Below are 16808 nucleotides of genomic sequence, written 5' to 3'. Positions count from 1 at the left end.
TCTTTGTCCGGCGCCGGGGGCCCGTGCCCGGGAGGCGTCAGGACGTCTTCGCCCAGTCGCCGCAGCCCGAGGACTTGAAGTAGCCGTCCTTCGCGGTGACCTTCACGATGGCCGTGCCCGTGACGTTGTCGTTGGCGAGGATCGAGTCCGTGCCGTGGCTCGCGTCCTTCGAGCGCTCCCAGTAGCACTCGGCGTCCTTGTTGCCCGTGGACTTGTACGTACCGGGGGCGATGTCGACGCCCACCTTGAACATGCCGCCGTCGCCCTTGAGCGCGGTCTTGGGGGTGCCGGTCGCCTTCGGGTCGACGGCCTCCCACGTGCCGCAGCCCGAGGACTTGAAGAGTTTGTCCGAGGCCTTGATCTCGACGTAGCCGGTGCCCGTCACGTTGTCGTTGGCGAGGATCGCGTCCGTGTCCCCCGAGGCGCTCTTGGCGCGCTCCCAGTAGCAGCCCGCGTCCTCGTTGCCCGTGGAGCGGTAGAGGCCGGGCTTCACGTCCGCGCCCACCTCGAAGTCCCCGTCGCCGTCGATCGTGACGACCTTCTTCTCGGGGGCCTTCGGGGCGTCGGGGGCCTTGGAGTCCGGGGCCTTCTTGTCGCCGCCCTGCTTCGCGGGCTGCTCCTGCTTCGCGCCGGCCGTGGGCGACTCGCTGTCGCCGCCCCCACCCACCGCCGCGCCGATGACGATGACGGCGACGACCGCGCCGGCGGCGGTGAGGACCTTGTGGCGGGCGAACCAGTTGCGCTTCTGCTGCTGAGACATGGCTGTGGCACCTTCCGGGCGCTGTGAGGACTCCTTGTGAGGATCCCGTGTTCCGATGACGTAATCACAGCAGAGACTGTGAACCGAGTCAACATCGTTCACGGAATTTCAGTTCGCTCACGCCGTGAGCGGGGCCGGGCAGTATGCTCGGTGTGTTCACACGCGTACGAGGGGAGTCGGACAGGTGCCCGCAGAGAGCACGACAGAGGTCACCGCCGCCGGTATCGCCCGGCTCGCGGGCGTCGGCAGAGCCGCCGTCAGCAACTGGCGCCGACGCCACGCCGACTTCCCCAAGCCCGTCGGAGGAACGGAGACCAGCCCCTCCTTCGCCCTCGACGAGGTCGAACAGTGGCTCCGCGACCAGGGGAAGCTCGCGGAGGTCCCACTCCGCGAGCGGGTCTGGCAGCAGCTCGCCGGCCACCCCGCCGGCACCGTCGCCGCCCTCGTCCACACCGGCTGCGTCCTGCTGCTCCGCCGCGAGCGCCCCCGCGCCTGGACCGCACTCGGCGCGCTCCCCGACGCCCGGCTCGCGGAGGTCCTCCCCACCGCCCTCGAAGAGGTCCTCACCGTCCGCTTCGGCCTGCCGAGGGCCGTCCGCACCCCCACCCCGTCCGAGACGGTCCCCGCCGTCCCCCTGCTCCGCGCCGCCGTCGAGCTCGCCGACGAGCTGGGGGGCGCGCGCCAGGGCTTCGAGTTCCTGCTCGGCCGCCACCTGGACGCCAACCCCCGGCAGTACACGCTCACCCCGCCCCCGCTCGCCGAACTCATGGCGGAACTCGCCGCCGCCGCGGCGCCCGACGGCCGCCCCCTCGCCACCGTCGTCGACCCTGCCTCCGGCACCGGCGGTCTCCTGTGCGCCGTCCCGCACCCCACCGCCCTGTTCGCCCAGGACACCGACCCCGACCTGGCCGCCCTCACCGCCCTGCGGCTCGCCCTCCACGGCGACGCCGACATCCGCGCCGCCACCGCCGACACCCTCCGCGCCGACGCCTTCCCGGACCTGGCCGCCGACGCCGTCCTGTGCCACCCGCCGTTCAACGAACGGACCTGGGGCCACGACGAACTCGCCTACGACCCGCGCTGGGAGTACGGCTTCCCCGCCCGTACGGAGTCCGAGCTGGCCTGGGTGCAGCACGCCCTCGCCCGGCTCCGGCCCGGCGGGACCGCCGTCCTCCTCATGCCGCCGGCCGTCGCCTCCCGCCGCTCGGGCCGCCGCATCCGCGCCGATCTCCTGCGCCGCGGCGCGCTCCGGGCCGTGGTCGCCCTCCCGGCCGGCGCCGCACCCCCGTACGGCATCCCGCTCCACCTCTGGGTCCTGGTCCGGCCGGGCGGGGACCAGCGGCCGCCGGCGGAGACCCTGTTCGTGGACACCGCCGGGCTCGTCCCGGACGCCGGCCGCGACAGACTGCCCTGGGCCACCCTGCGGAGCACGGTCCTCGACGCCTGGACCGGACGGGGCGGCGAGGAGTCCGTGGCCCGCGCGGTCCCCGTCATCGAACTCCTCGACGACGAGGTCGACCTCGCGCCCGCCCGCTACCTCACCGCCCCCGCCGCCGGCGGCACCGCCCCCGAACTCGCGGCCGTCCGCGACCGCCTGGACGAGACACTGCGCAGGACCCGGGGCCTCGCCCCCACCCCCGTCCCCGCGCGCTCCGGGCCCCGCCCGCTCACGACCGTCGGCGAACTGGCCCGCACCGGCGCCCTCCAGCTCCGTACCGGAGGCGCGGGCACCGCACCCGACGGCGGCCACGACGGCACCGCCCCCACCCCCGTCCCCGTCCTCACCGAGCACGACGTCCTGTCCGGCGGCTCCCCCTCCGGCGCCCTCCCCGGCGGCGGCCCCGCCGAGGAGCCCGTTCTCGTGGCCGAGGGCGATGTCGTCGTCCCCGTCCTGGGCGGCGGCTCAGTGGCCCGGGTCGTGGACGCGGCCACCGCGGGCGCCGCCCTCGGCCGCAACCTCCAGCTGCTGCGGCCCGATCCGGCCGCGCTCGACCCCTGGTTCCTCGCCGGTTTCCTGCGCGGCACCGCCAACAACCGGCAGGCCAGCAGCTTCGCCTCGACCGCGACCAGGCTCGACGTACGCCGTCTCCAGCTGCCCCGGCTGCCGCTCGCCGACCAGCGCCGCCACGGCGCCCACTTCAAGTCCCTCGCGGAGTTCGAGGAGGCCCTGCGGCTCGCCGCCCGCCTCGGCGAGCAGCTGGTGCAGGGCCTGTACGACGGTCTCGCCGACGGAAGCGTGGAGCCGGGGTGAAGACCGTCGTACTCTCTTAGCCTGATCATCCGCCTGGGGGAGCGTCGTATGTACGGTCAGGTGCCCACACCCACCACCGCACCGGTGTCGGCGCGGGCCTCCGGCCCGTCGGCGGCCACGATCACCGTCCGCGTGCTCATCACGGTCCTGGTCGTCCTGTCCCTGGGGCTCCTCGCGTGGGTGGCCATGCTCCGGGTCGCGATCATGCGGCGGTCGGGGCGTGACTGGGCGCTGTTCTGGGTCCACCTGGTCCTGAACATCGCCTGTGTGGTGCCGCTGGAGGAGCGGTTCGCCGACACGTGGATGAACACCGCCGGGATGGTGGCGCTGCTCGTCCAGATGGCGATCGTGACCTGCTACTTCCTGGTGGTCGACATCCGCCACCACCAGCCGGCCCCGGTCGTGATCATGGTCCCGCCGCCGCCCGCGCAACCGCCCATGCAGCCGTCCGCGCAGCCGCCGTACACGCATCAGCCGGTCGGATACGTGCCTGCGCCCCAGCCGCCCACCCGCACCCCCGCCCCCGGCCCCCGGATCGACCAGGTCCGCGCCGAGCTCGACGAGCTGAGCGACCTCCTCCGTACCGGCGAACAGGGCGAAGGCCGGGCGTGAACGGGCGTGTCATCGGCGGGCGTTACGAGCTCGCCACCGTCATCGGCCAGGGCGGCATGGGCCAGGTGTGGACGGCGTACGACGGGAGGCTGGACCGCCGGGTCGCGGTGAAGCTGCTCCGGCCGGCCACCATGACGGGCCCCGCGACCGCCGCCGACGAGCTGCGGCGCCGCTTCGTGCGGGAGTGCCGGGTGACCGCGCACGTCGACCACCCGGGCCTGGTCACCGTGCACGACGCGGGCAGCGAGGGCGACGACCTGTATCTCGTCATGCAGTACGTGGAGGGCGCGGACCTCGCGGACCATCTCGCCGAGCACGACCCGTACCCGTGGCCCTGGGCGGTCTCCGTCGCCGCGCAGCTGTGCGCGGTGCTCGCCGCCGTCCACGCCGTGCCCATCGTGCACCGCGACCTCAAACCGCGGAACGTCATCGTCCGCCCGGACGGCTCGGTCGTCGTCCTCGACCTGGGCGTCGCCTCGGTCCTGGACGCGGACACCACCCGGCTCACCCACACCGGTTCCCCCATCGGCAGCCCGTCGTACATGGCGCCCGAGCAGGCCATGGGCGGCGCCGTCGGCCCGTGCACCGACCTGTACGCCCTCGGGGTCCTCCTCCACGAACTTCTCAGCGGTGACGTGCCGTTCGCCGGGTCCACCGCGCTCGGTGTCCTCCACCGGCACCTGTACGAGCCTCCCGTACCGCTCCGGCAGCTGCGGCCCGAGGTCCCCGAGGCGCTCGAAGCGCTCGTCCTCAGGCTGCTCGCCAAGGATCCGCGCGAGCGGCCGTCCGGGGCGCACGAGGTGTACGAGCACCTGCTGCCGCTGCTCCCCGCGCGCGGGGCCCCGGCCGGACCGATGGACCCGACCCGGCCGTTCCTCCGCCCGCACGCGCCCTGGCCCGACCGCCCGGCGGCACCTGCGCAGGCCGCGGCGCCGGGGCCTGATGGGGCGGAGGCACACGCGACGCCTCCACCCGCCGCCAGGACCTATGTCGCCGCCGCCGTCGACGAGGTCAAGCGGCTGCTCGGGGAGGGCTCGCTGACCCAGGCCGTGGACGTCCTCGGCGGGATCCTGCCCGCCGCCGCGGCCGAGCACGGCGAGCGTTCGCCGGTCGTCCGCATCCTGCGCAAGCAGTACGCGTCGACGCTGATGGACGACGGCCGGTACCGGAGCGCCCTGCCCGAGTTGCGCCGCCTCGCGGCCGACCGCGAGGCGGAGGCGGGCCCGGCGGACCCGCAGGCCGTGCAGTTCCGGTACGACGCGGCGCTGTGTCTGGAGCAACTGGGGGAGACGGCTTCCGCGCTCTCCGAGTTCCGTGCGGTCCTGCCGTACTACGAGCGGGATCTCGCCCGTGCCTTCGACATCCGGCAGCGGATCGGACTGCTCCTCGTGGCGACGGGCGAGCACGCGGCCGGGCAGGACCAGCTCCAGCGGCTGCTGTACGACGCGGAGCGCGCGTACGGCCCGTATCACCCGCTACCGGTGGAGTTGAGACGGGCGCTGGAGCACCAACGGCAGCTGGGGCCGCGCTCCTGACGGGACGGCAGGATCACGACTCGGCAACTGATCGGGGTGCGGAGCTACGTGATCCTTTTTGCCTGTTTTGGCGCATGTAACGTTCGCGTCTGATCATGTCCGCGCTCACAAGGAACCTCTCATGACGACGCCGCCCGCGCCCCCCGCCCCCGAGCAGCCCGCCGCCCCCGAGCAGCAGCCCGCCGCTCCCGCGAAGAAGGGCGGCAAGCTCCTCAAGAAGGTCGGTGGAGTCGTCCTCGCGATCGCCATCGCCATCGCCGTGAAGCTCGGTCTCCCGCACCTCACGGGCGAGGCCCCGGTGCACGCGCAGGCCGGCGAGTGCGTCACCGTGACGGGCCCGGACAACGACCCCAAGGTCGACACCACGGACTGCTCCTCCGGGAAGCCCGACCTGTTCAAGGTCGTCAAGGTGATCGACGACACCTTCGACGTGAACCAGTGCGGCGGGGAGCTCTCCGCGCTCGCGCAGCAGCTGAACTCGGACAAGTTCGTGCTCTGCCTCGAAGAGGTCCCCGCGAAGTAGTCGCGCGCGCCGCGTCACGCCGAAAGGGCCGGAACCCCCCGTGGGGTCCGGCCCTTTCGCGTGCCTTCGTGTGCCGTCGGGGGCGGGTCCGTCACGGCCGTCCCAGCGGCCCGGGGGAGGGGTCGCCGGAGTCGGCGACGGACGGTGTGGACGCGGTGGACGGGGCGGCCGGGCGTGGCGGGGGTGATGTCGTCGGCACGCCGACGCCCGGGGGGCGGGCGGGCGGCACCGGGGCGGGGGTGACCGGCCCGGCGGGCGTCAGGACGAGCAGGTACGCGGCCGCCACCGCGGCGGCGGCGCCGAGCCCCGCGAAGACGACCCCGCGCACCCGGCGCGTCCCCCAACGGCGCCCGCGCGGGGCCTCGTCGTGCCGCAGGTCGCGGTACGTGACGAGGGCGGCCCGGGCGGCGAACGCGGCACGCAGCCGGTCCTCGGTGGGGGAGCGGTGGTCCTCGTCGTGCGGTGTCAGCGGTCTCATCGGCCCGCCTCCAGCTTCTTCTCCAGGGCGTCGAGGGCGCGGCTCGCGGTCGACTTCACCGTGCCGCGCGACAGCCCGAGGGTCTGGGCGATCTGCGCCTCGGTCAGCTCCGACCAGTAGCGCAGCACGAGCACCTCGCGCTGACGCCGGGTCAGCAGCGCGAGCGCGTCGAGGACGTGCCGGTGCTCCTCGGCGAGCAGCAGCCCCTCGTCGACGGGCGCCCCGGCGCCCGGGTGGGGCGGGGTGTACGCGCGCGCGGTCCGGCGCCTGCGCAGCACGGAGCGGGCCGCGTTGACCACGGCGGTGTGCAGGTACGCGCCCGGGTCCTGGAGCCCGTGGAGGGAGGTGCCGTACGTCCGGCACACGGCGGTGAACGCGTCCTGGACGACGTCCTCGGCGGTGGGGAGGTCGTCGACGAGGAAGAGCGCGAGCCGCACCATGTCGAGCCGCCGCGCCCGGTACAGCTCGGTGAGCGTGGGCGGTGGCTCGTGGGCGAGGGACGGGCCGAGGGTACGCGGCTGACGCTCCCGGGCCGGCGCGTTCCCGGTCCGGGAGGACAGGCGGGCGAGCAGCCGGGACCACCAGGGCGGTGGTGCGGTGGCGGGTACGGCGTACGACAACTGCGAGGTCCTCACTCCGTCGCGGAGGGGCGGCCGGCCCGGCCGCGATCTCCCGACCCGGCCGCCCGCTCCGTGATGCTGGTACTACTTCCCGACGCCGGTACCGGGCGCGATCACCCGGGGCGCACCCTCGGCGGGCGCGGGCGCGGGCGCGGGCGCGGGGGCGGAGGCCGGAGCCGGTGCGGCGGTCGGCTTGACGGCCGGGGTGGAAGCGGCGCTGGGCGCGGAGGCCGGAGCGGGGGCAGCGGTCGGAGCCGAGGCGGCGGTCGGCTTGACGGCCGGGGCGGGCGCCGCGGGCGCCGGTGCGGTGGTGGGCTTCACGGCGGGCGCGGGCGCCGCGGGCGCGGGGGCCGCGGTGGGCGTGCCCGCCTCGGCGACCTCCGGCGCGGCGGGCGCGGGCACGGAGGCGGGTGTGGCCTTGGCGCCGGAGTCGGCGACGGCCTGCGCGGCGAAGCCGCCGCCGAGGAGCAGGGCGACGCCGGTGACGGCGCCCAGGATCCGGGGGCGGGGGCGGAAGTTCCGCTTGGCGTGGCTGGACATGGGGTTCTCCCGAGACGTGGGACGGAAACGACGGAACATGCTCTGAAGGGCGCCTTCAACCCACCAGACGTGCGTCACCACCCGAGGTTGCGACCGGGGCCGGGAAAGTTTCGGGGCAGATAGTGGCCATGGCTACAGTAGCCATGTACGGTATTTCGTGTGAGCGCAGAAGCTGAGAGAGGTACGGCAGGGTTCCTGGTCTGGCGCCTGTCGATGAAGTGGCGGGTGGCCGTCGACCGGGCGGTGGGGCCGCTGGGCCTGACCCACGCCCAGTACGCGCTGATGGCGTCGTTGTACGGCATGTCCCGCTCCGGGCTGCGGCCCAGCCAGCGCCGGCTCGCCGACCACACGGGGCTCGAAGCGCTGTACGTCTCCAAACTCGCCCGCGCCCTGGAGGCCGCCGGGCTCGTCGCCCGCACCCGGGACCCGGACGACCCGCGCGCCATGCAGCTGTCGCTCACCGAGGAAGGGCGCGACGTCACCCGCCGCGCGATCCGGGTGGTCCAGGGCCTTCTCGACCAGCTGCTCGAACCGCTCGGGGGACAGGACGGCCCGCGCGCCCGGCAGTTCACCCGCGACCTCGCGACCTTGCTCGACGCACCTCTTGATCCGACCACCGAGAACGACGAGGAGCAGTCATGACCGCCACCACCGCCACCACCGCCACCCCGCCCACCACCAACGGCCGGGTCATCGCCCTGGCGCACTACGCCGCCCGCGCCCTCCTGGAGGGCGCGCTGACCCGTCACGGCGTCACGTTCGAGCAGAGCGTGACGCTCCGGGCCGTCGTCCTCGCCGACGGGTCCGTCGGCAAGGACGCCCTCGCCGGCGACGTCACCAACTCGCTGAAGACCGACGAGTCGGTCGCCCTCCGCGTGATCGACGAGCTGACGGCCTCGGAGCTGCTGGAAGCGGACCCGGCGGAGACGTCCCGGCTGCGGCTCACGGACGCCGGAAAGGAGCTGTACGAGACCACCAGCGCCGAGTCCGCCGAGATCGCCGCCCGGCTGTACTCCGGCATCCCGGCCGAGGACCTCGCCGCCACGGGCCGCGTCCTGACCCTGGTCGCCGCCCGCGCGAACGCCGAGCTGGCGGCCGCCCGGCTGAACCGGATCACGGCGGTCTGAGCGGGGGGCGCTCCCGGGCGCGTGGATTCGTTACGGCATCTGACCGGCGTACAGGCGTGTCCCCCCGGCGGCGGCGGCCGGCCGGACGCATGTTCCTCGCATGACGAAGTCGAGCAGGCCCCTCCGGCTCACCGCCTGCGCCGCCGCATGTGCCGCCTGCGCGCTCGCCGCCCTCCCCGCAGGGGCGGCCGCCCCCCACGCGTACGCCGCCGCCACGGTCGACGTGGGCAACCCCGTCGCCGGGAACCACGGCTTCGGTGTCGTCACCGAGCAGGACGCCCTGCTCGGCAGTACGGCGTCCGAGGGCCCCGTCGCCGTCGGCGGCGACCTGTCCTTCGGCCCCGGGTCCACCCTCGCGCGCCGGACCGCCGGGACCTTCACCGCCCCCGGCGACGCCCGCCCCACCGCCCTCCTGGTCGGCGGCCGGATCGCGTACGCCGACAGCAGCTCGGTCGGCGTGTTGAAGGTCCACTCCGACGGTTACGTGAAGATCGGCGACCTCACCGGCAGCGACGTCGTCACGAAGGGCGCCGACAAGACCACCGCGGACACCCGGGTCACCGCGACCGGCGCCGGGTACGACTCCGCGCCCCGCGTCGAACTCACCACCCGTCAGCCCGCAGCCTCCGTAGACCCCGCCCCCGGCCCCGGCCCGTTGGACCCCACCACCCTCTTCGGCGCCTACCGCGACCGCGCCGACGCGCTCGCCACCTGCGTGAACACCGTCGAGCTCGCCGCCCCCGGCCGCATCACCCTCGACGCCGGCCGCACGAACGTCCTCCGCCTCACCGGAGAGCAGCTCAACCAGCTCTCCGAACTCACCCTCCTCAACCGCCCGACCGCGTCCGGCCCGCTCGTCATCGACGTCGACACGACCGCGACCGGGTCGGCCCTCACCTGGGACGTCCCCGGCCTCACCGGCGCCACCCGCCTCGACGCGCCGTACCTCCTGTGGAACTTCGCCGACGCCACGGACCTCACGATCGCGGGCGGCGGCACGGTCGTGGGAACGATCTACGCCCCCCGCGCCCACCTCACCGACCGCGCCCCCGACGCCATCGAGGGCGACGTCCTCGTCCGCTCCCTGACGGCGGGTCCCCTCGACGAACTCGACACCCGTGCGACCGTCGGCCGGAACGGCGCCCAGCGCACCTCACGGGCGCCGGAGAACGCCGGCGAGATCCACCACGCCCCGTTCGCGGCCGAGCTGACCTGCGGGAGCGGGCCGAACCCGACACCGAGCCCGACACGGCAGCCCGCGGACCCGGCCCCGTCGACGCCCCCGCCCCCGACGGCCGCGCCCCCGACGGCCCCCGCTCCCGCCCCCGGCCTAGCGGAGAGCGGCACGCGCGCGCGTACGTACGCCGCGGCCGCCCTCGCCGTGCTGAGCACGGTGGCCGGCCTGCTCCTCGTCCGACGCTTCAGGAACTGAGCCGCCCGCCCCGGCACCTCTCCTCCCGGCCAGCACCACCCCCAGGAGCAGCACCGCCGCCATCGCCCCCGCCGCGAGGCCCGCCCGCAGGCCCGGCGGCCGGAAGGCGCAGTCGACCGACGCCGTACCGGAGACCGAGACCGGGACCGGGACCGCGAGCAGCCCGCCGTACGAGACGGATCGGGCGCCCTCGCAGGTCCAGCCCGCGATCCGGGGGGCCGCCACGACCGCCGTGCCCGTGGTGCCGGGCGGCAGGCCGGCCCGTATCCCGTCCGAGGTGACCCGGACCGAGGTCGCCGCACGCGCGCGCAGGGCCGTGACCGCCGCCCGGAGCCGTTCGTGGTCCAGGCAGCCGAGTTCGCCGCCGGGCCCCGGAAGGTCCGGCTTCAGGCCGGGTACGCGCTGGACGCCCAGGGACGTCATGGCCGCCCGCCGTTTCGGCTGCCCGCCGAGCAGGTGGGTCTCGCGGTCGCCCAGGCGGGCCGGACCCGTCGCGTCGGGGGCCCAGAGGAAGACCTCGGTGCCGACCGGGCACGCGCCCGCGTGCGGAGCCCCGTACACCCGCGCGCCGAGCAGGAGTTCCTGGTTGCGGAAGGGCGACGGGCCGTAGACCGGGGCCGGGCCCGGCGGCCGTACCGTCACCAGCGGCAGGTACGACTCCGTACGGACGACCACGCCGTCCCGCCACCGCGCCCCCACCCCGAACAGCGCGTCCGTCACCGGGTTGTCCAGGCTCAGCAGGTTCCGGCCCCGCGAGGTCCAGCCGCCGCCGAGCGCGGTCAGCGTCTCCGTCAGGACCGCCGGGGTGTGACTGCTGTAGTACGCGGCACCCTGCCCGCCGAGCAGCAGCGGATCGTTCCCCGCGACCCGGGGCAGCCCCGCGTCCGTGCGGTACGCGGGCCAGCCGTCGGCCGCCGCGAGGGCCGCCGCCCGGCGCGCGTGCTCCGGCCCCCACGGCGGGTAGTCGTCGAGCCGGGCAAGACGCTCCCGGTCCGCGTACGCCGTCGTCGCCGCCGACTGCCCGAGCAGCGTGCCGATCACCAGGAACGCGGCGAGCACCCCGTACAGCCCCCGCCTCCGCCCCCGCACCGGCAGCAGCAGCGCCCCCGCCACCGCCGCCAGACCCACGCCGGCGAACAGCAGCGCCCAGCCGGTGACGAAGGGGCTGGGCAGCGCCCCCGCCGTCAGGGCGAGGACGACCGCCGCCCCGCCGAACAGGGAACGGCGGTCGGGGCGGCCGTGGGTGAGGCCCGTCCAGGCGGCGAGGACCAGGACACCGCAGAGGACGAAGGTCTGCCGGTACGGGCTGCCGTTCGGCGTCGCGAACGCGTGCCACAGCAGATGCGTCGGGCCCCACTGCATCGAGGCCACGACCGCCCCGCCCAGCCCCGCCCACAGCCACCGCTCCCGGCCCGGCAGGTCCCGGCGGAACAGCAGCGTCCCCACGAGCAGGAGCACCGCCGTGCAGACGAAGGCCGCCGGGGTCGAGAAGCTGTACGTCACGGGGAGCAGCCGGGCCAGGACGTCCGTCGCGGGCGCCGGGTCGAACTCCCGGACCAGGCCCGGGTGGGCGTGGCGCGAGCCGAGGAGGACGGGGACGAGGACGGGGGCCGCGAGACCGACCCCCAGGCCCGTCGTCAGGACCGCACGCCCCACGGTCCGCCACCGGAACGAGCCCGTCGTCGCCAGGCGTACGAGAAGGACGAGCGCCGCGCCCAGGGTCGCCATGTACGCCGTGTAGAAGTTCGCCGTCCAGCACACCGCGACCACCAGCGGACCGAGGAGCGGCCGCCGGCCCTCCCGCACCCACTCGCCCACCAGGCAGAGGAGAGGGAAGGCGATCAGGCCGTCGAGCCACATCGGGTTGTACGTGCCCTCCGCGAGCGACCAGCCGCACAGCGCGTACGAGGCCCCCAGGACCGCCGCCCACCACCAGGAGCCGGGGCCGAGGCGGCGCAGCAGGAACGTCATGGCCGCCGCCGCGACCGCCGTCTTCAGGACGGTGACCGCGTACACCGCGTACTCGATGTCCCCGCGCGGGAACAGCGCGACCAGCGGGGCGAACGGGCTCGACAGATAGGTGCCGTAGTCGGGGAGGAAGCTCGTGCCCCAGCCCGCCCGCCAGTCGAGGAGCAGTCCGCCGTCCGCCCGGCCGTGCAGCAGGTCCCACAGGTGCGCGTGGAACGGCACGAACTGGTTCGCGAGGTCGTTGACGGCCCGGTGGCGCGGCCCGAAGGGGAAGACCCGGGCGACGGCGTCCCCGCCGCAGACGGCGACCACCGTGAGGAGGGCGGCGAGGAGCGAGGATCGCTTGGTGTTCGACATGACGGTTCGAATATGCCAGCGCATGTCAGGGAAAAAGCGGGCACGGCCACCCAGTTCACGCGATGGTCGCCTGAAGGTCATCCGCGCGGACCGGCCGGGTCAGCGTCCTGAGAGGTGACACGCGAGGGCCCGGAGAGGCCCGAGACGGGCGTGGTGCGGGCCGACACCCGGCGTGCGGGTGAGTCGTTGGGGGAAACAGTCGCACCGAAGTAGTGGCTCCGGCCCCGGCGACTCCCTACCATCGATCACCGCAAGGTCGTTCCACTGACGCACGACCAGCCCGGGAGGCTCCTTTGCACCGCCGCACTGCGCTCACCGTCTCCGCCGCGCTCCTCGCCGCGGCCCCGTTGCTCACCGCCTGCGGCAGTGACGCCCACCCAGGAGCGGCAGCCGTCGTCGGCGGTGAACGGATCGACGTCTCCAGCCTCCAGGCCCAGGTGAAGGACGTACGCACCGCGCAGGAACGTTCCCCGCAGGCCGCCCAGCTCGTCCAGGCCACCGGGGACCTGCCCCGCCGCAAGCTCAACGTCATGATCTTCGACCGGGTCGTCGACAAGGTCGCCGCGGACAACGGCATCGGTGTCACCCGCGCCGAACTCCAGCAGACCAGGAGCGCCTTCGTCCGCGAGAGCGGCGGTGAGGAACAGCTCGCCACCGTCCTCCTCCAGGAGCAGGGCGTGGCCCCCGGCCAGATCGACGAGGTCGTCCGCCGCAACGTCCTCATGAACAAGATCGCGGAGAAGCTCGGCGTCACGGACACCCCGGAGGGCCAGAAGAAGCTGACGGACGTCTTCTCCGCCGCCTCCAAGGCCCTCGCCATCGACGTCAACCCGCGCTACGGCGCCTGGGACGACGCCCAGGTCCGGCTCGCCTCCACCACCGCGCCCTGGCTGCGGCAGATCAGCCAGGACCCCGACGCCGCCCCGGCCGGCGCCTGAGCGGTAGGTTCGAGGGGTGACATCTGAGAGCCCCGGCCGCATCGTCCTGCTCACCGCCAGCCACCGCGTGGCGCCCGGACTCCTGTCCTGGCCCGCCTGGCAGGCGCTGCACGGCGCGGACCGGGTGCTCTGCCCCGACGAGCACCACCCGCAGCTGCCGTACCTGCGGGAGGCCGGGGTCGCCGTCGAACTCCTGCGGCCCACCGCCGAGGAACTCGTCGAGGCCTGCGCCGGGGACCGCACGGTCCTGCTGCTTCCCTCCGGCGAGGGCGACCGGGCGCTGACCGACGGCCTCGCCCGGCTCGCCGGCTCGGGCCGCTTCACCATGCCCGACCTGGAGCTGCTGCCCGGCTCGTACGACCTGCCCGGCGCCCGGCTCCTCGACCTCGTGCAGATCATGGACCGCATCCGGCGCGAGTGCCCCTGGTCCTCGCGGCAGACGCACAAGGGACTCGCCAAGTACGGCATCGAGGAGGCGTACGAACTCGTCGAGGCGATCGAGGACGGCGACCGGGAGGAGCTCCGCGAAGAGCTCGGGGACGTCCTGCTCCAGGTCGTCTTCCATGCCCGGATCGCCGAGGAGGACCCGGAGGAGCCGTTCTCCGTGGACGACGTCGCCGGGACGATCGTCGAGAAGCTGATCCACCGGCACCCGCACGTCTTCGGCGACGCGACCGCCGAGACGCCGGAGGAGGTCAAGGCGCACTGGCTGCGGACCAAGGCGATCGAGAAGCAGCGGGAGTCCGTCACCGACGGCGTGCCGCTGGGCCAGCCGGGCCTCGCGCTCGCGACGAAGCTCGCGAGCCGCGTGCGGACGGCCGGTCTCGACGTACCGCTGCCGAAGGGAGAGGGCGTCGGATACGAACTCCTCGCCCTCGCCGCCCGGGCGGAGGCGTCCGGCGCGGACCCGGAGGCGGCCCTGCGCGCGGCGGCCAGGGCGTACCGGGACGCGATCCGCGCGGCGGAGGGCGTCACGTCCTGAGGCACCGCACCGGCTTCTAGGGCGTGTCCGGCCCTGATCCGCCGGGCACGCCCCAGGCCCGCGGCGCGCGGGACTCCGGGTCGTGCCAGAGCGGTGGGGGTGGGCCCAGGAGGCGTTCGGCCGCGCTGCTCGGGCGGACGGTGAAGCCGCCCACGGGCGCCACGGTGTCGTGGTGGACGCGGGCCGGGTCGGTGCCGAGCTCCACGAGCGCCTCGGCGACCTCCGTGAGGAAGCCGGGCGGCCCCGCGAGGTAGACGTCGTGCGCGGCCCAGTGGACGCAGGCCCGCAGCGACTGGAGGAGCCGCTCGGTCGCCTGGGCCTTGGGATGCCCGGGCGCCGAGGTGATGTAGGTGACGCTGAGATGGGGGAGCCGCCCCCTCAGCCGCTCGGCGTCCCACCGTCCGTACAGGTACTCCTTCGCGCGCGCCACGACGAACAGCCGGCCCGTCAGCTCCGGCTCGGCCTCCGCCGCCTCCGCGAGCAGCGCCCGCACCGGGGCCCAGCCCGTACCCGCGCATATATAGGTACGGAGTCCGCCCGGCTCCGTCCGCGCGGTGAGGCCGCCGCCGGGCGCGCTGAGCCGCAGGGTCTCGCCCGGACCCGTCTCCTCGACGAGCGCCGTGCTCATGGCGCCGCCCGGGATCCGGCTCACATGCAGCTCCACCGTGCCGTCCGGCCGGGGCGCGTCCGCGAGGGAGTAGGTGCGCCAGACACGCGGGACGCGCAGCGAGCTGACGCTGACGTACTGGCCGGGGAGGTACGGCAGGGGCTGCCGGGGCCGCAGCGTGAGGACGGCCAGGTCCTCGCCGTACCGCTGGTGCCGGACGACGTCCGCGTCCCACCAGGCCGGCTCCCCGGCCCCGGCCGCCTCGTCGGCGCCCGCCAGCATCAGACCGGCGACACGGCCGTACGCCTCGGCCCAGGCCTTCTCGGCCTCCAGGGTCCAGGCGGATCCGGCGGCGTGCGCGAACGCGGCGAGCAGGCTCGTCCCGACGGCGGCGTAGAGCGGGGGAGAGGCGAGGAACTTGCGGTGGTCGCGGCCGAGCCGGCCCAGGTACTCCGGGAGACCCGGCTCGTCGATGTGGGACACCACGTGCGTGAGCGCGGCGAAGAGCCGGTCCCGCTGGGGCCGCATGTCCGCGGGGAACAGCTCGCGCAGGCCGGGGTTGTTCCAGAAAAGATGCGAGTAGAAGAAGGTGACGGCGTGTTCGGCCCGTCTCTCGACGACCGCGAACGTGCTTCTGAGCATCTGAGGATCCACCGCACGAATCTAGGGCACGGCCCCCCTTCTTGATCACATGATCTCCACACACCTCACCGCCGGGGTCGCCCTGTACCGTCGGGGGGTGAGCACCACCCCCGGCCCCGCCCCCGCCCGTCCGTCTGCCGCGCCGCCCGCCCCCGAGCTCTTCACCTGGGAGTTCGCGAGCGATCCGTACCCCTCGTACGCCTGGCTGCGGGAGCACGCGCCCGTGCACCGGACGACGCTGCCCAGCGGGGTCGACGCCTGGCTCGTGACGCGGTACGCGGACGCCCGGCAGGCCCTCGCCGACCAGCGGCTCTCCAAGAACCCGGTGCACCACGCGGAGCCGGGGAAGACGGGGATCCCCGGCGAGCGCAGCGCGGGCCTCATGACGCATCTGCTCAACATCGACCCGCCCGACCACACCCGGCTGCGGCGGCTCGTGTCGAAGGCGTTCACCCCGCGCCGCGTCGCCGAGTTCGCCCCGCGCGTGCAGGAGCTGACGGACCGGCTCATCGACTCCTTCGCGGAGAAGGGGAGCGCGGACCTCATCCACGAGTTCGCGTTCCCGATGCCCATCTACGCGATCTGCGACCTGCTCGGCGTGCCCCGCGAGGACCAGGACGACTTCCGGGACTGGGCCGGGATGATGATCCGGCACGGCGGCGGGCCCCGCGGCGGGGTCGCCCGGTCGGTGAAGAAGATCCGCGGCTATCTCGCGGAGCTGATCCACCGCAAGCGCCAGGACCTCGGCGACGACCTGATCTCCGGCCTCATCCGCGCGAGCGACCACGGCGACCACCTCACCGAGGCCGAAGCCACCGCCATGTGTTTCGTGCTGCTCTTCGCCGGCTTCGAGACGACCATCAACCTCATCGGCAACGGCGTCTACGCGCTCCTGCGGGACCCGGAGCGGCGGGAGCGGCTCCAGGCCTCGGTCGCGGCGGGCGAGACCGCGCTCCTGGAGACCGCGGTGGAGGAGCTGTTGCGGTACGACGGGCCGGTGGAGATGGCGACCTGGCGGTACGCGACGAGGGCGCTGACCATCGGCGGGCAGGCGATCCCGGCCGGCGACCCGGTGCTCGTCGTGCTCGCCGCGGCGAACCGGGACCCGGAGCGGTTCACTGCGCCGGACACGCTGGACCTCACCCGGCGCGACAACCAGCACCTCGGGTACGGCCACGGCATCCACTACTGCCTCGGCGCGCCGCTCGCCCGGCTGGAGGGACAGACGGCGCTCGCGACCCTCCTGACGCGTCTTCCGGACCTGCGACTCGCCGCCGACCCGGCCGAACTGCGGTGGCGCGGAGGGCTCATCATGCGGGGATTGCGCACGCTTCCGGTGGAGTTCTCCCCGTCCGTACCGCTCCGCCACAGTGACGGCGTGTCAGAAATGTGATCTTCGCGTGATCGTGCGGCCATCGACTTGTGACGAGCGTTCG

The 16808-nt window shown here is 74.5% G+C and carries 16 protein-coding genes; 10 read left to right on the top strand and 6 right to left on the bottom strand.

Features of this window, described 5'->3' with window-relative positions; genetic code table 11:
* Window positions 1-37: 37 nt before the first annotated feature.
* Window positions 38-760, bottom strand: a complete 723-nt coding sequence (locus tag ACIRB7_RS23705) for a hypothetical protein (RefSeq protein WP_403602050.1) — start codon at window positions 758-760, stop codon at window positions 38-40.
* Between the two features lie 184 nt (window positions 761-944).
* Between ACIRB7_RS23705 and ACIRB7_RS23700 the strand changes: the two genes are divergently transcribed.
* The 4 genes from ACIRB7_RS23700 to ACIRB7_RS23685 all read left to right on the top strand — a co-directional run bounded on the left by ACIRB7_RS23700 (window position 945) and on the right by ACIRB7_RS23685 (window position 5681).
* Window positions 945-3011 (top strand): N-6 DNA methylase, encoded by a 2067-nt coding sequence (locus ACIRB7_RS23700; RefSeq protein WP_403602048.1) that lies wholly within the window; start codon window positions 945-947, stop codon window positions 3009-3011.
* A 48-nt stretch (window positions 3012-3059) separates the two neighbouring features.
* Window positions 3060-3623 (top strand): hypothetical protein, encoded by a 564-nt coding sequence (locus ACIRB7_RS23695; protein WP_403602046.1) that lies wholly within the window; start codon window positions 3060-3062, stop codon window positions 3621-3623.
* Window positions 3620-5158, top strand: a complete 1539-nt coding sequence (locus ACIRB7_RS23690; protein WP_403602042.1) for a protein kinase — start codon at window positions 3620-3622, stop codon at window positions 5156-5158. Before ACIRB7_RS23695 ends, ACIRB7_RS23690 begins: the two co-directional genes overlap by 4 nt.
* A 121-nt stretch (window positions 5159-5279) precedes the next feature.
* Window positions 5280-5681: a hypothetical protein gene (locus tag ACIRB7_RS23685; protein WP_403602039.1), complete on the top strand. Its 402-nt coding sequence runs from the start codon at window positions 5280-5282 to the stop codon at window positions 5679-5681.
* A gap of 91 nt (window positions 5682-5772) precedes the next feature.
* Here ACIRB7_RS23685 and ACIRB7_RS23680 read toward each other — a convergent pair whose 3' ends face one another.
* The 3 genes from ACIRB7_RS23680 to ACIRB7_RS23670 form a co-directional block, all read right to left on the bottom strand.
* A complete protein-coding gene (locus ACIRB7_RS23680; protein WP_403602036.1) occupies window positions 5773-6159 on the bottom strand; it encodes a hypothetical protein in 387 nt (128 codons plus the stop codon).
* A complete protein-coding gene (locus ACIRB7_RS23675; protein WP_403602033.1) occupies window positions 6156-6779 on the bottom strand; it encodes an RNA polymerase sigma factor in 624 nt (207 codons plus the stop codon). The genes ACIRB7_RS23680 and ACIRB7_RS23675 overlap by 4 nt, the downstream gene beginning before the upstream one ends.
* An 84-nt stretch (window positions 6780-6863) precedes the next feature.
* Complete coding sequence (locus tag ACIRB7_RS23670) at window positions 6864-7319, bottom strand: hypothetical protein (protein WP_403602030.1); 456 nt, start codon at window positions 7317-7319, stop codon at window positions 6864-6866.
* A 159-nt stretch (window positions 7320-7478) separates the two neighbouring features.
* On the opposite strand from ACIRB7_RS23670, the gene ACIRB7_RS23665 reads away from it, so the two are divergent.
* The 3 genes from ACIRB7_RS23665 (at window position 7479) to ACIRB7_RS23655 (ending at window position 9878) form a co-directional block, all read left to right on the top strand.
* Window positions 7479-7961, top strand: a complete 483-nt coding sequence (locus tag ACIRB7_RS23665) for a MarR family winged helix-turn-helix transcriptional regulator (RefSeq protein WP_403602027.1) — start codon at window positions 7479-7481, stop codon at window positions 7959-7961.
* Window positions 7958-8446 carry a MarR family transcriptional regulator gene (locus ACIRB7_RS23660; protein WP_403602024.1) on the top strand — a complete coding sequence of 163 codons (489 nt, stop codon included), beginning with the start codon at window positions 7958-7960 and terminating at the stop codon, window positions 8444-8446. The genes ACIRB7_RS23665 and ACIRB7_RS23660 overlap by 4 nt, the downstream gene beginning before the upstream one ends.
* A gap of 100 nt (window positions 8447-8546) precedes the next feature.
* Entirely contained in the window at window positions 8547-9878 is a 1332-nt protein-coding gene (locus ACIRB7_RS23655) for a collagen-binding domain-containing protein (protein WP_403602022.1), read from the top strand.
* On the opposite strand, the gene ACIRB7_RS23650 is transcribed toward ACIRB7_RS23655, so the two are convergent.
* The gene (locus tag ACIRB7_RS23650) at window positions 9777-12203 is read right to left on the bottom strand and encodes a YfhO family protein (protein WP_403602019.1); all 2427 of its coding nucleotides are present in this window, start codon (window positions 12201-12203) and stop codon (window positions 9777-9779) included. The genes ACIRB7_RS23655 and ACIRB7_RS23650 overlap by 102 nt on opposite strands.
* A 293-nt stretch (window positions 12204-12496) precedes the next feature.
* Between ACIRB7_RS23650 and ACIRB7_RS23645 the strand changes: the two genes are divergently transcribed.
* Entirely contained in the window at window positions 12497-13141 is a 645-nt protein-coding gene (locus tag ACIRB7_RS23645; RefSeq protein ID WP_403602016.1) for a SurA N-terminal domain-containing protein, read from the top strand.
* A 16-nt stretch (window positions 13142-13157) separates the two neighbouring features.
* Window positions 13158-14123, top strand: coding sequence for a nucleoside triphosphate pyrophosphohydrolase (locus ACIRB7_RS23640; RefSeq protein WP_403602013.1), 966 nt, complete (start codon window positions 13158-13160; stop codon window positions 14121-14123).
* A 16-nt stretch (window positions 14124-14139) separates the two neighbouring features.
* On the opposite strand, the gene ACIRB7_RS23635 is transcribed toward ACIRB7_RS23640, so the two are convergent.
* Window positions 14140-15372 (bottom strand): globin domain-containing protein, encoded by a 1233-nt coding sequence (locus ACIRB7_RS23635; RefSeq protein WP_403602010.1) that lies wholly within the window; start codon window positions 15370-15372, stop codon window positions 14140-14142.
* 97 nt (window positions 15373-15469) lie between these two features.
* Between ACIRB7_RS23635 and ACIRB7_RS23630 the strand changes: the two genes are divergently transcribed.
* Window positions 15470-16765 carry a cytochrome P450 gene (locus ACIRB7_RS23630; protein ID WP_403602007.1) on the top strand — a complete coding sequence of 432 codons (1296 nt, stop codon included), beginning with the start codon at window positions 15470-15472 and terminating at the stop codon, window positions 16763-16765.
* Window positions 16766-16808: the final 43 nt, after the last annotated feature.

The sequence above is a fragment of the Streptomyces sp. NPDC093795 genome (assembly GCF_044764665.1).
In the GTDB taxonomy this organism is placed as follows: domain Bacteria; phylum Actinomycetota; class Actinomycetes; order Streptomycetales; family Streptomycetaceae; genus Streptomyces.
Note: the sequence above shows the minus strand (reverse complement) of the source record. Positions and strands in the feature narration are given on the sequence as shown.